9 protein-coding genes are annotated in these 12514 nt (G+C 60.6%); 7 read left to right on the top strand and 2 right to left on the bottom strand.

Going from position 1 to position 12514, the window contains the following annotated elements:
• The first annotated feature begins 301 nt into the window (after positions 1-301).
• From KHO31_RS35435 to KHO31_RS35420, 4 genes are all read left to right on the top strand, one after another.
• Positions 302-1867 carry a GMC family oxidoreductase gene (locus tag KHO31_RS35435; protein WP_211625544.1) on the top strand — a complete coding sequence of 522 codons (1566 nt, stop codon included), beginning with the start codon at positions 302-304 and terminating at the stop codon, positions 1865-1867.
• 64 nt (positions 1868-1931) lie between these two features.
• Positions 1932-3371 (top strand): aldehyde dehydrogenase, encoded by a 1440-nt coding sequence (locus tag KHO31_RS35430; RefSeq protein ID WP_211625541.1) that lies wholly within the window; start codon positions 1932-1934, stop codon positions 3369-3371.
• A gap of 115 nt (positions 3372-3486) precedes the next feature.
• Positions 3487-4566 (top strand): porin, encoded by a 1080-nt coding sequence (locus KHO31_RS35425; RefSeq protein ID WP_211625539.1) that lies wholly within the window; start codon positions 3487-3489, stop codon positions 4564-4566.
• Positions 4567-4766: 200 nt separating this feature from the next.
• Positions 4767-6404, top strand: a complete 1638-nt coding sequence (locus tag KHO31_RS35420; RefSeq protein ID WP_328822751.1) for a 3-(methylthio)propionyl-CoA ligase — start codon at positions 4767-4769, stop codon at positions 6402-6404.
• Between the two features lie 90 nt (positions 6405-6494).
• Here the strand turns inward: KHO31_RS35420 and KHO31_RS35415 are convergent, their stop codons facing one another.
• Both KHO31_RS35415 and KHO31_RS35410 read right to left on the bottom strand, forming a co-directional pair.
• A complete protein-coding gene (locus KHO31_RS35415; protein ID WP_211625537.1) occupies positions 6495-8459 on the bottom strand; it encodes a sigma-54-dependent Fis family transcriptional regulator in 1965 nt (654 codons plus the stop codon).
• A gap of 174 nt (positions 8460-8633) precedes the next feature.
• A complete protein-coding gene (locus KHO31_RS35410; protein WP_211625612.1) occupies positions 8634-9539 on the bottom strand; it encodes a LysR family transcriptional regulator in 906 nt (301 codons plus the stop codon).
• Between the two features lie 129 nt (positions 9540-9668).
• On the opposite strand from KHO31_RS35410, the gene KHO31_RS35405 reads away from it, so the two are divergent.
• The 3 genes from KHO31_RS35405 (at position 9669) to KHO31_RS35395 (ending at position 12369) form a co-directional block, all read left to right on the top strand.
• Positions 9669-10559, top strand: coding sequence for a pirin family protein (locus KHO31_RS35405; RefSeq protein ID WP_211625535.1), 891 nt, complete (start codon positions 9669-9671; stop codon positions 10557-10559).
• A 204-nt stretch (positions 10560-10763) separates the two neighbouring features.
• Positions 10764-11342: an NADPH-dependent FMN reductase gene (locus KHO31_RS35400; RefSeq protein ID WP_211625533.1), complete on the top strand. Its 579-nt coding sequence runs from the start codon at positions 10764-10766 to the stop codon at positions 11340-11342.
• Between the two features lie 79 nt (positions 11343-11421).
• Positions 11422-12369: a LysR family transcriptional regulator gene (locus tag KHO31_RS35395; protein ID WP_211625531.1), complete on the top strand. Its 948-nt coding sequence runs from the start codon at positions 11422-11424 to the stop codon at positions 12367-12369.
• Positions 12370-12514: the final 145 nt, after the last annotated feature.

The following is a 12514-nucleotide window of genomic DNA, read 5'->3' as shown; positions in this document are numbered from 1 at the left end:
CAGCGCCTTGTCACTGTCTTGTTTTGAGCCAGGGCGACATGTCGGCCTGGCTCGATTCGCGACAACTGAAGGGGCCAACACAGTGAATGCGGGATCGGCGAACCGGCGATATGTCGAGTAGCTACGCGCCGGCGGGCTACGCTGGCTATGGATCCACGCATGGCATGTCGCTTGCTTTAGACCGTACCGATCTCTGATACGAGGTCTGACAGGCCCCGGACTGGCAGGTTGCGCAGCGCCGCGTCGTAGCCGCTCTGCGGTCACGGGGAACGATAAGCAGTTCATAAAAACTGGAGGAGATATGAAGTATGACTACATAGTGATAGGCGCGGGATCGTCCGGTTGCGCAGTCGCGAGCCGCCTTTCGGAAGACGGGACAACCACGGTTCTTCTTGTTGAGGCCGGCCCTTCGGACACCGATCCGAGTATCCACGTACCCGCGGCCTTTCCAACACTCTTCAAGACGCCGCTCGACTGGGACTATTCGTCCACTGAGCAAACCGGTTTGAATGGTCGACAACTCTATATGCCGCGCGGCAAGGTCTACGGCGGTTCGTCCTCCATTAACGCGATGATCTATCAGCGCGGTAATCCAGCTTGCTACGACGGCTGGAACGCCGGTGGTGTTACGGGGTGGGGCTGGAAGGACGTGCTGCCGTATTTCAAGCGTCTGGAGAACTACGAGCGCGGTGCATCGGAATTCCACGGCGTCGGCGGTCCGCTGAACGTCGCGGACCTGCGCGATCCCAATCCTCTTACGGTCGCATTTGTCGAAGCGGCAATCGAGCAGGGATTCCCATACAACCCCGATTTCAATGATGGAGAACAGGAGGGGTTCGGACTCTACCAGGTCACTCAGAAAAACGGCATGCGCGCGTCGGCGTCGGTCAGTTACCTGCAGCCCGCCATGACCCGCACCAATCTGACGATCCAGGGCAATGCGCTCACCCGGCGCTTACTGATCGAGGAAGGACGGTGCACCGGTATCGTCTATGAGTTGGACGGAAAGGAGCAAATCGCCGAGGCCCGCAAAGAAGTCGTCGTATGCGCGGGCGCTTTTGGCTCTCCGCACCTTCTGATGCTGTCAGGCATTGGGCCCAAAGCGCATCTGGAGTCGCACGGCATCAAGGTCGTCAAGGATCTGTCAGGGGTCGGGCAGAATCTGCAGGACCATTACATGGCTCCTGTTGCCTATGCGTGCACCGAACCCGTTTCCCTGGCCGGCGCAAGCGATCCCTCACAACTGGAAAAGCTCAGTCACGGCATGGGACTGCTGACCTCGAACATTGGAGAGGCCGGCGGATTTGTCACAGTCACGGAAGGGTCAGCAGCACCCGATCTGCAGTTTCATTTCGCGCCAGCCTTCTTCGTGCTCGACGGCTCCGGAAACCCCACTGGTCATGGCTTTACGCTGATGCCGGGCGTAGTCGGCACGAAGAGCAAAGGACAGGTCACGCTGAGCTCGAACGATCCAACCCGGAAGCCCAACGTCGACCCGGGATGTCTGAACGATGAACACGATATCGACATCATCGTGGCGGGCCTGAAGATTGCCCGCCGCATCCTGAATTCGGAAGCGATGGCGCCGTTTCGCGGCGAGGAGGTTTTGCCCGGCCCAGCAGTCCAGTCAGATGAGGCCCTGCGTGAATTCGTCAGGAACTACACGCAGACCATCTACCACCCTGTCGGCACCTGCAAGATGGGCTTCGACGCGATGGCGGTGGTCGATCATGAACTGAAAGTACACGGAATAAAGGGATTGCGTGTTGCAGATGCGTCGATCATGCCGGCCATTATCAATGCAAACACCAATGCACCATCGATCATGATCGGCGAGAAATGTGCGGACATGATCAGGATGGCATAGCGATGTCTGGCAATCGAATGATCTGCGATCAATCAAAACGAAACTAAATCCCAGGAGCAAAACCATGGCTATTGAACACGGTTCATTTTTCATCGGCGGCAAACTTGTGCCTCCGGCCTCGTCGAAGCGGTTCACGCTCGTTAGCGCATTCACCGAAGAATCGATCGGCAGTGCGCCAGAAGCAGTGGAAGCGGATGTGGACCGCGCTGTGGCAGCGGCGCGCTACGCGTTTGATGAAACCGGCTGGGCTTCCTGTCCGCCGGCAGAACGTGCGGCCGCAATGGTGCGTTTCGCCGACGCGCTGGAAAGGCGCAGTGCTGAACTGGCGAGGCTCGTGAGTGTGCAGAACGGCATGCCGATTAACCTGAGCGAAGCCTTCGAAGGCGGTTTCGCGATCGGTATGCTGCGGTATTACGCAAGTCTCGCAGCCGCACTCGAGACCGAGGACACACGACCGTCACAGCTAGGTCTCAAAACCCTGGTCAATCACAGTCCGATCGGCGTCGTCGCCGCCATTGTCCCGTGGAACTATCCAGTCGTGCTGGCGATGAGCAAGATTGCGCCAGCGCTAGCCGCAGGCTGCACGCTTGTCGTCAAGGCATCGCCGAACACGATTCTCGACAGCTACGTTCTGGCCGAAGCCGCGATCGAGGCGGAGCTACCTGCCGGCGTGATCAACTGGGTGGCAGCTGATCGTGCGGTTAGCGCATATCTGGTAAGCCACCCGGGTATCGACAAGGTCGCGTTCACAGGGTCCACGGCGGCGGGACGCTCGATTGCCAGCGCCTGTGCCTCACTGCTGCGGCCAGTGACGCTGGAGCTAGGTGGGAAATCAGCGGCGATCATTCTTGACGATGCCGATCTCAACACGATCACGCCGGGCCTGCAATTCATAACGTACATGAACAACGGTCAGACCTGCGTGAGCTGCAGCCGTGTGCTCGCCCCTGCCCGACGCTACAACGAGGTCGTTGATGCGTTGGTGGCGCAGGCATCGTCGCTCAAGCTGGGCGATCCACTGGACAGAGCCACCGAGATAGGGCCCATGGCGACATCCGAACATCGCGGAAAGATTGAGACCTATATCGCGCGAGGGAAACTCGAAGCACGACTGGTCGCCGGGGGCGGTCGGCCCAGGGACCTCGATCGCGGTTGGTTCGTTGAGCCGACCGTGTTCGCTGACGTCAATAATTCCGCTGCTATCGCGCAGGAAGAAATCTTTGGACCGGTCCTCGCGGTGATTCCGTACAAGGATGACGCAGACGCCGTACGGATCGCCAACGACTCTGCTTATGGACTGGGCGGGACAGTCTGGAGCGCTGACCCCGAGCGAGCAATGAACATCGCGCGCCGCGTGCAAACAGGAACCATCGGTGTCAACGGCTATGCGATCGCAATCGGATCACCGTTCGGCGGGGTAAAAGCCAGCGGCCTGGGTCGAGAGTTCAGCCCGGAAAGTCTCGCCAGCTATCAGCAGCTGAAGTCGATTTACGTGAGTCACTGAGTGGGTAAATGGCTCGCATCGCTACACGACTTTCTCAGTGATCCGTGATGCGAGGCGTGAGCCAGATTGGCTGATCTAATCAAAATGATAAAAAACGTCGTTAAGGAGACAACAGATGTTCAAGCAAGGGGTTTTCGTTTCGAAATTTTTCGTCGGAGTCGCAGGGCTGCTATTTGCCGGCATGGCACTGGCGCAGAGCAGTGTCACGCTATATGGGCTCGTTGATGGCGGCTTGTTGTACACCAGCAAGACGCTCGATCCGTCAACCGGGCAGAATGCAGGCAAGCAGTTTTCAACGATCGACAGCGGTTTGTCGCCCTCGCAGTTTGGTCTAACAGGGACCGAGGACCTTGGCGACGGACTGAAGGTGAAATTCAAGCTTGAAAGCGGTTTCAGCGTGGCCAACGGCCGCTTCAACGATTCGAACGGCAACCAGTTTGGGCGCCAGGCATGGGTCGCGCTGGACAGCAAATTCGGGGAGGTCAAGGCAGGTCTGCAATTCTCGCCATTCTTCCTGGCCGTGTATAATTCGGACCCGCGCGAGGCTTCGCTGTTCGGCAGCGGCGCGGTGAACTATCTCGACAACGTTCTCGGCACGGGTCTGTTCAACGCCAATGCGGTGTCCTACGCCAGTCCGGTTATCGCTGGCTTCCAGGGTAGCCTGATGGTTGCGCTCGGCGGTGAAGCGGGGAACTTTCAGGCCGGTCGGCAGTACTCGGCGGGCCTGAAATACGATAACGGCGGCCTGATGGTCACCGCGGCGATTTTCGACGGCAATAGCGGCGGCACGGTGCAGACTCCGGTTCCTACTACGCTGCAATTCGAGGGCCGCACGCTGGGCGCGTCATACCGGTTCGGCAAGCTCACGGCCAAGGCGTCCTTCACCAACTACAAGGTCGCAGGGTCGTTCAACAACAACGTCTATGGCGGTGGTCTCGATTACCTTGCGCTGCCCGCGCTGGATATCAACGGCGGCGTCTGGGTGACGAGCGACCGGAATGATACGGCCAACCATTCGCTGCTGGCGGCGCTGGGCACGCAGTACTCCCTGTCGAAAGCCACCCTCCTCTACGCGCAACTCGCCGTCGCGAACAACCATGGCGCGATGAACACGGGTTTGTCCATCAACGGCGCACTGTACGGGGTGCAGGGTACGACAACCGGAGTGGACCTCGGTATACGACACCTCTTCTAAACGCGACCTCATCGGTGACGTGACGTTCATAGGCCATCTAAGCGTCGAGCCGGTTGCGTCTGTCCAGAACGCGTTGCAAGCGGCGCATTGCAGTGCCGCTTGCATTGCCGCTGCTTGCCCGCTCCGACTACGCTGTAGTGACGAAATCGAATCTTGCCTCAACTCAACTACGACTGATGGATCAGTCAGGAGCCGCACTCATGAATCTGCCCGGCCAGATGATGTACACGCCGTTGTTGTTATCGTCGGTGCTTCAGCAGGCAGCACGCCACTTCGACTCGGTTGAAATCGTGTCCCGCCGAGTCGAAGGCGACATCCACCGCTATACCTATCGGGACTGCCATGCCCGCGCCATGCAGCTTGCCAATGCATTGACAAGCCGCGGCATAGCAGCTGGAGACCGCATTGGCACGCTCGCATGGAATGGTTATCGCCATATGGAGTTGTATTACGGTGTCGCCGGCATTGGCGCGGTTTGCCACACGATCAATCCACGGCTTTTTCCTGAGCAGATCACCTACATCATCAATCACGCCCGTGACCGGCTCATCTGCTTCGACGCGTCGTTCGCTCCGCTCGTCGAACAGATTGCACCCCAGTGTCCGCATGTCGAGGCATGGATCATGTTGTGCGACGAGAAAGATCTGCCGGATGCATTCCCGCTGCCGATCGAAAGTTACGAGACCTTCATCAGCGGCCACGCGCAGCAGATTTCCTGGCCGCAGTTCGACGAACAGCAAGCTGCCGTGCTGTGCTACACCTCGGGTACGACCGGCAACCCCAAGGGCGTGCTTTATTCACATCGCGCGCTGACCATGATGGCCTATGCATCGGTGGCTCCCGATGCGTTTTGCCTGTCCGCGACCGACACCGTCGCACCAGTGGTGCCGATGTTCCATGTGAACGCCTGGGGCTTACCGTTTTCCGCACCGCTGGTTGGAGCCAGGCTGGTACTGCCTGGCCCGCGGCTCGACGGGGAATCCTTGTGGACGCTGTTCGAGCAGGAAGGCGTTACGGTCTCAGCAGGAGTGCCGACAATCTGGCTCGGCCTCGTCGATTACATGCGCCGCGTCGGCAAGCACAGCGACCGCTTTGGGCGCGCGATTGTCGGCGGCGCGGCGTGTCCCCCGCATCTGGCCAGGTCAATGCGCGAGCTAGGCATCAAGGCGGTCCACGCGTGGGGTATGACGGAATTGTCGCCGCTTGGCACAGTGTGTGCACCGTCGAATAGCTATCGAGACAAGTCTGTGGAAGAGCGCGCCTGCATCGACGCGAAGCAGGGCCGTGCAATCGCCGGCGTCGACCTGAAGGTCGTCGGGACGGACGGTGCGGAGTTACCGTGGGACGGCAACTCCGCAGGCAATCTGATGGCTCGCGGCCATTGGGTGCTGAGCCACTACTACGGCACGGATCAAACGGCGCTGGAGAACGGCTGGTTCGCAACCGGCGACGTCGCGACCATCGACGCTGAAGGCTACATGCAGATCACGGATCGCAGCAAGGACGTGATCAAGTCTGGCGGCGAATGGATCTCGTCAATCGAACTGGAGAACATTGCGATGTCGCATCCGGAGGTCGAGATGGCGGCTTGCATTGCTGCTGAACATCCGAAATGGGACGAACGCCCGTTACTGATTGCGGTCCGACGCCCAGGCAGCGCCTTGACGGCATCGCAACTTTTAGCGTTTTACGACGGCAAAGTCGCCAGGTGGTGCATTCCGGATGACGTGGTGTTCGTTGCAGAACTACGGCTCACCGCAACGGGAAAGTTGCAGAAATTGGCCCTCCGACAGCGTTTTGGCAAGCATTTCGTCGAGCCGCATGCATCGAAGGCGTAGCGCTCCGTCTGGTTGACGGCATCCGGGGGAGCACGTTTGCGACGCGCTGGCGGTCCTGTTGCAAAGTACCCGCCAGCGGTCTCTTCTCCATCACAAATTGCGTAGCTTCCGATAGAGCGTCGCCCGTGCAATACCAAGACTGCGCGCCGCCGCCGAAATGTTGCCGTTATGCTCCAGCATCGCTTGCCGGATTCGTTCAGCCTGAGTCGATGCAAGCGTCCTGCCGGGCAGCAATTCAGGTAAAGCATCTGCTCGATGCCGCTCGTAGTAGTCGGCCAATTCGGCAGGAAGGTGCTCGGTAGTAATTTCGCCGCCTTCACTGGCAAGCGCAACGGCTGCGCGTAGCACGCTGCGCAACTGCCGGACGTTGCCAGGCCACGGGTACGCGAGCAGGATGCGCAAGGCGAAGGGCGAGAACCTGCACGCCGCACCGGCACTCTCCGTGACAAGACACCACTCGACCAGCTCTCTTCGGTCTTCGCGCTCGCGCAACGGTGGAAGCGTCACGCTGAAACCGTTGATTCGATAGAACAGATCTTCGCGAAAGCCACCTGCGGCAAGCAATTCGGGCAGTGATCGGTGCGTCGCACATACAAGCGAAACGTTTATGGGTATAGCGCGGCTACTGCCCAGACGGGTCACACAACGTTCCTGAAGTACTCGCAGGAGCCGCCCTTGCAGATCGAGTGGCATATCGCCGATCTCATCGAGAAACAGGGTGCCGTTATTCGCTTCCTCGAACTTACCTGACGCACCTCCACGACGGCCACCGGTGAAGGCACCGTGTTCGTAGCCGAATAACTCCGATTCGATCAGACCGGCTGGCAGCGCCGAACAGTTGATCGCGACGAATGCGCCGGCTCGGCGGGGCCCGCGTTCATGCAGCAATTGCGCAAACACTTCCTTCCCCGTTCCAGTTTCACCGTGGATGACGACCGGCACATCGCGATCGAATGTCCGCTGCGCCTTCTCAAGCGTTTTGCGCAACTGCGGGTCGCCGAGGAAAGCGCGGTCTGTGACCGACTGGCCGGTACCCGGAAGGTTACGCACTGTTGCGCCTTCGGGCGTTTCCCGCGAGACATCGGCAGTCACGCTGGACGATGCAAACGGCCTTTTCGAGGCGGACGGCTCGTCCATTTCGTTGGCGCTGTCATGGAGCATCGCGTAGACGCACAACCCGGTATTGCTGAACAGTATCGACGGCACGTGCCGATCGCTTTGAGTACGGAGATTGGCCAGCGACAGATCGAACATGGCCGGAAAATATAGCCCGACAATCGAGGTGCCGGGTAGACAGAGAATCCCGCTTGCCGCTCGATTGGCGCCGACGATACTGCCATCCGGTGCCACGGCGAGCAGTGCGGCATAAGGCGTTGCGACCATGTCGAGGCGATGGTGGAATCGCACAACCACGACGTCGCGCAGATCAGCGAACATCCGGTTTTCGGTCGCACGTGCCGCTGTCATGAGCAGATCGAGAATGTCCCGCTGTCCGAAACCATGCAACTGGCTAACATTGAGTGCGCCCGCGAGCTGCCCACCTGGACCCAGTAAGGGTACCGCAGCGCAGATAAACGGGCTCGCCTGATCGAGGAAGTGTTCACTTCCGCGGATCACGACCGGTCGTTCTTCAGCCAACGCGCAGCCAGGCGCGTTGGTTCCGACCTGCTTCTCGCTCAAATTCGCACCGGGCCACAGGCCCCGCGCAAGTTCACGGGCCATGCCATTCAGTCCGCCCACCGCCTGCACCACGACACCGTCCGCGTTGACGCAGACAGTTGACCAATCCGCAGCGCCAAAAGCATGATGCAGGCGTTCCATTTCCGGCAATGCGCAACGGATCAATTGGGCATTGGCATCGACCAACTCCCGGGAGGCCGTGTGGCCAACCGAGTCGAAAACCAGTTGGTCAGAGACCGACAGCCCGTAGTTGCGCGACCGCGCCCATGAGCGCACAACGAACTCGGGAACGATCCCCGCTGCGAGCGAGCGCCCTTCCAGAACATGCTCTCGCGCGGCGTTGACCTGGTTTGCCGTGGGAAGGTTTGACTGCATTGCAAGTGTCTCCGGCCGGTGTGGTTTTCCGGACCCGACGTTCAGTCGTGCGGGCTCGATGCGCGATCCTGGATGCTGGCCACGACATATACCGCTCTCAACATGTGGCAGAGATTTTTTTGGCGAGCCTGAGTATAGGCGCGCCATTGTGCGGAATCAATCGGCCACGCAACGCTACACCTCCTCCATCTGGCCGAATTGCACCGCAAGAAAATCGATCAGCTTTCGTACGGAAGGCAGCAGGCCGCGCCGCGAAGGGAATACGGCGTGAATGATGCCGCTTTTGGGTCGCCACGCTGGAATGAGTTTGACGAGCGCACCGCTCGCCAGCTCGTCGCACACCATCATCACCGGCAACATGACGATGCCCGCGCCCGCTACGGCTGCCTGCCTCAAGGCAATCATGTCATCGGTGACGAAGCGGGGCGTATGGCGAACCGTCGCCGCAGCGCCGTCCGGCCCTTCGAGGTGCCATACATGCTCAACGGACTGTGGGCCGAAGTCGAGGCTGGGCAGCAAGGCAAGATCCGCAGGCACGGCGGGCACGCCATGCTGCTGCAATAGCGACGGACGCGCCACGAGACACCAGCTGCGCTCGCCCAGCACCTTCATGACGAGGTCGCTGTCTTTCAGAGGTGGCGGGCGCACCCGGATTGCCACGTCGATGCCCTCCCCGATCACGTCGACGGTGCGATTGGTCGCTTCGAGATGCACCGTGACGCGCGGCGTTTCGGCCATGAAGGCCGCCAGCATCACGCCCACGCGCGCATGCAGGAGCGCCACCGGGCAGGTCAGGCGGACAACGCCCTGTGGTTCGGAACGGTTCAGCTCGATCGCCTGTTGCGCCGCCTCCGCCTCGACGAGCATGGCCTTGCAATGACTGTAGTAGCTCTGACCAATTTCCGTGACAGTGAAACGCCGTGTCGAGCGCTGGATCAGCCGCACGCCCAGGTGTTCCTCGAGCACCGCGATCCGCCTGCTGAGGGTGGACTTCGGCATGCCAAGCGCCCGCCCGGCCGGCGCGAACCCCTGATATTCCACGACCTGCGCGAAAAAATAGAGATCGTTGAGGTCCTGCATCCGCTGCATCCATCGTTCCATTAATGAGACACAGAGGATAACCCACGACGTCTACCGGAAGGGGCGCCGCTCCCCTATCTTACTGACATGCAAACAAGGTCAATGCGACCTGAACCAGGAATTGACACCATGAAGAAGATTCTCGGCATATACAGCAACAACAGTTCGCACTGGGTGGGCGACGGTTTTCCGGTGCGCACGCTGTTTTCAGACAATACGGTGGGCGGCCACCTGAGCCCCTTCCTGATGCTGGACTATGCGGGTCCGGCGCAATTTACCCCCACATCACGCAAACGCGGCGTCGGTCAGCATCCCCACCGGGGCTTCGAGACCGTGACGATCGTGTACGAGGGCGAACTGGAGCATCGTGATTCGTCTGGCGGCGGCGGCAGCATCGGTCCGGGCGATGTGCAGTGGATGACCGCGGGCGCCGGCATCCTGCATGAAGAGTTCCACTCCCGCGCGTTCGCAAAGAACGGTGGCACGCTGGAAATGGTGCAGCTTTGGGTCAACCTGCCGGCAAAGGACAAGATGGCGCCCCCGCGCTACCAGACCGTGCTTTCGACAGACATCCCCTCGGTCGCATTGACGGACGACGCGGGCCGCGTCAGGGTAATTGCGGGCGACTACGAAGGGCAAAAGGGTCCAGCATTGACTTTCACGCCGATGGACGTGTGGGACGTGCGGCTGAACAAGGGGCGCACAACCCGGTTCACGTTGCCCGCCGGAAGGTCGCTGGCACTGGTCGTCCTTCGCGGACAGGTAATGGTCAATGGTGAGGAGTCAGTCGGCGAGGCGCAGCTGGCCCTGCTCGGGCGCGAAGACACCAACCTGCAGCTCGAAGCCATCAGCGATGCAACAGTGCTCCTGCTGAGCGGCGAGCCCATCGATGAACCAGTTGTCGCGCACGGACCGTTCGTCATGAATACGGCTGAAGAAATCCGTCAGGCGGTCACGGACTTCAATAGCGGGCGCTTCGGGCAGATGGGGGCTGCAAACGAGCCGCGCACGGCCCGCTAGTGGCACTACCAGACGGCGGTCCGTGCAGCCGCGCGGCCGAGGGTTTTCTTCGGCTCGCGATGCGGTATCGGGGCCGCCGGCTTCAGCACACTGTCCGAACCGGTTCCACGTCAGGTGTGCAGGCCGCGCGAGCGTCATCGTGCTCCTGGAAAGGCCCGCCAACGAGGCGATGTGCAACCCGAACGGGAATCGAACGGAGGAGACATGATCACGATAGCCGCGCTGTCCGGCAGCCTGAGACAAGCTTCATACAACAGTGCCCTGCTGCGCGCCGCCGCAACGCTTGGCCCGAACGGTGTCTCGATCGAGATTGCCTCGATACGGGATATTCCTCTCTATGACGGTGATCTTGAGCTCTCGTCCGGGTTGCCCGCTGCCGTATCGGAACTGAAGGCCATCATCGCAAATGCCGATGGGCTGCTGCTCGCCACGCCCGAATATAACAATTCGATCCCGGGTGTCATGAAGAATGCGATCGATTGGCTGACCCGCCCCGCGGCGGACATTCCGCAAGTATTCGGAGGACTTCCGGTTGCAGTCATCGGTACGTCACCCGGTGGTTTCGGCACGGTGATGGCTCAAGCGGCCTGGCTGCCGGTTCTGCGTGCGCTCGGCACATATCAGTGGTTTGGCAGGCGCCTGCTCGTACCCAGGGCCGGGCAGGTGTTCGACGAATCAATGAGCGTCGCGGACGCCGACGTGCGTGAGCAGTTGCGGGCGTTCATCGCCGGCTTCTGCGAGTTTGTGCAGGCGTCGGTTCGCCATTCGGCGCGCCGCGCCTGACACCGATCACGGAGTCACATCCGCCGGCGCGGTCTCGCGGATTGCCCTTTTCACGTCCTCCCAATTTCAGGATCATGCCATGAAGCCTTTAAATAGTGACGACATCCAGGCATTCCTCCTGACGGTCGAATGGCGCAGCATCACCGAAGCAGCGAGACGGCTGAATCTGTCGAAGTCCGTTATCAGCAAGCGCGTTAGCGACCTCGAGCGCGACATCGGAGTGCAACTGCTGATGCGCTCGACGCGCAACATACTGCCGACGGATGCAGGACTGACGCTCTACGAAGCGGGATCGGCGTCGATGCGGCGTCTCGCCGACGCCGTGGATCTGATCTCCGAACAGTCGAACGGGCTCTGCGGCGAGCTGCGTATTACGGCCCCCGTGAGCCTGACGCATTTGTGGCTGGGCGACGTCATCGCCCGCTTCGCGGCGGCGCATCCGCGGTTGCATGTGTTGCTGGAACTGGACGACCGGCTCATCAACATTGAAGCAGAGCGGCTGGATCTCGCGATACGGGTCGCGCGCCTGCCGGACAGCTCACTGATCGCGCGGCGCATTGGAGTGAGCGAACGTGTCATTGTGGCCAGCCCGGGCTACGTTGAAAAACACGGGATGCCCGATTCGCTCGACGACGTCAGCGCGCACAGGTGCCTGTGCTATAGCAACGTTCCGGCATCGCAGACATGGAGCTTTCCCGCCCTCGCGCCTCGCAGCAAGCCACGCACGCTTGCGCCGCAGAGTGTCTTCGGGTCGAACAATGGTGAGGCCCTGCGCGATGCGGCCGTGCGGGGACTTGGGCTGGCCATACTGCCCACGTTCATCGCCGCACGCGATCTCGTCGACGGGCGGCTGGTACGGATTCTTCCCGATGAGCCCCCCGAAGACGACATCATCTATGCAGTTTATCCGCGCGGCCCCTTTACATCGCACAAACTGCGCGCCTTTGTCGAACACGTAAGACTCGCCCTCCTCGTCTGCCCGTGGGATCAATTGACGACCGCCGCGCCCCTGACTGAAAGTGTATGAACAAAGGCGCCCGCCAGTGGTCACCCGTTACGAGCGCATCGGGGACCAGTCCGTGCTGAGTTTCAGGAGAACACCGTGCGTGCCAGCGGACGGGGTGCGCGTGCCCTGCAATACATCTGGATGGCTTGACGGAGAAAAAATGGCT

Source organism: Paraburkholderia domus (genome assembly GCF_905220705.1).
In the GTDB taxonomy this organism is placed as follows: Bacteria; Pseudomonadota; Gammaproteobacteria; order Burkholderiales; family Burkholderiaceae; genus Paraburkholderia; species Paraburkholderia domus.
Note: the sequence above shows the minus strand (reverse complement) of the source record. Positions and strands in the feature narration are given on the sequence as shown.

What these genes read in the sequence shown, in the direction of transcription:
- KHO31_RS35435 (WP_211625544.1), top strand. Translation starts at nt 302, where the DNA reads ATGAAGTATGACTACATAGTGATAGGCGCGGGATCGTCCGGTTGCGCA.
- KHO31_RS35430 (WP_211625541.1), top strand. Translation starts at nt 1,932, where the DNA reads ATGGCTATTGAACACGGTTCATTTTTCATCGGCGGCAAACTTGTGCCT.
- KHO31_RS35425 (WP_211625539.1), top strand. Translation starts at nt 3,487, where the DNA reads ATGTTCAAGCAAGGGGTTTTCGTTTCGAAATTTTTCGTCGGAGTCGCA.
- KHO31_RS35420 (WP_328822751.1), top strand. Translation starts at nt 4,767, where the DNA reads ATGAATCTGCCCGGCCAGATGATGTACACGCCGTTGTTGTTATCGTCG.
- KHO31_RS35415 (WP_211625537.1), bottom strand. Translation starts at nt 8,459, where the DNA reads ATGCAGTCAAACCTTCCCACGGCAAACCAGGTCAACGCCGCGCGAGAG.
- KHO31_RS35410 (WP_211625612.1), bottom strand. Translation starts at nt 9,539, where the DNA reads ATGCAGGACCTCAACGATCTCTATTTTTTCGCGCAGGTCGTGGAATAT.
- KHO31_RS35405 (WP_211625535.1), top strand. Translation starts at nt 9,669, where the DNA reads ATGAAGAAGATTCTCGGCATATACAGCAACAACAGTTCGCACTGGGTG.
- KHO31_RS35400 (WP_211625533.1), top strand. Translation starts at nt 10,764, where the DNA reads ATGATCACGATAGCCGCGCTGTCCGGCAGCCTGAGACAAGCTTCATAC.
- KHO31_RS35395 (WP_211625531.1), top strand. Translation starts at nt 11,422, where the DNA reads ATGAAGCCTTTAAATAGTGACGACATCCAGGCATTCCTCCTGACGGTC.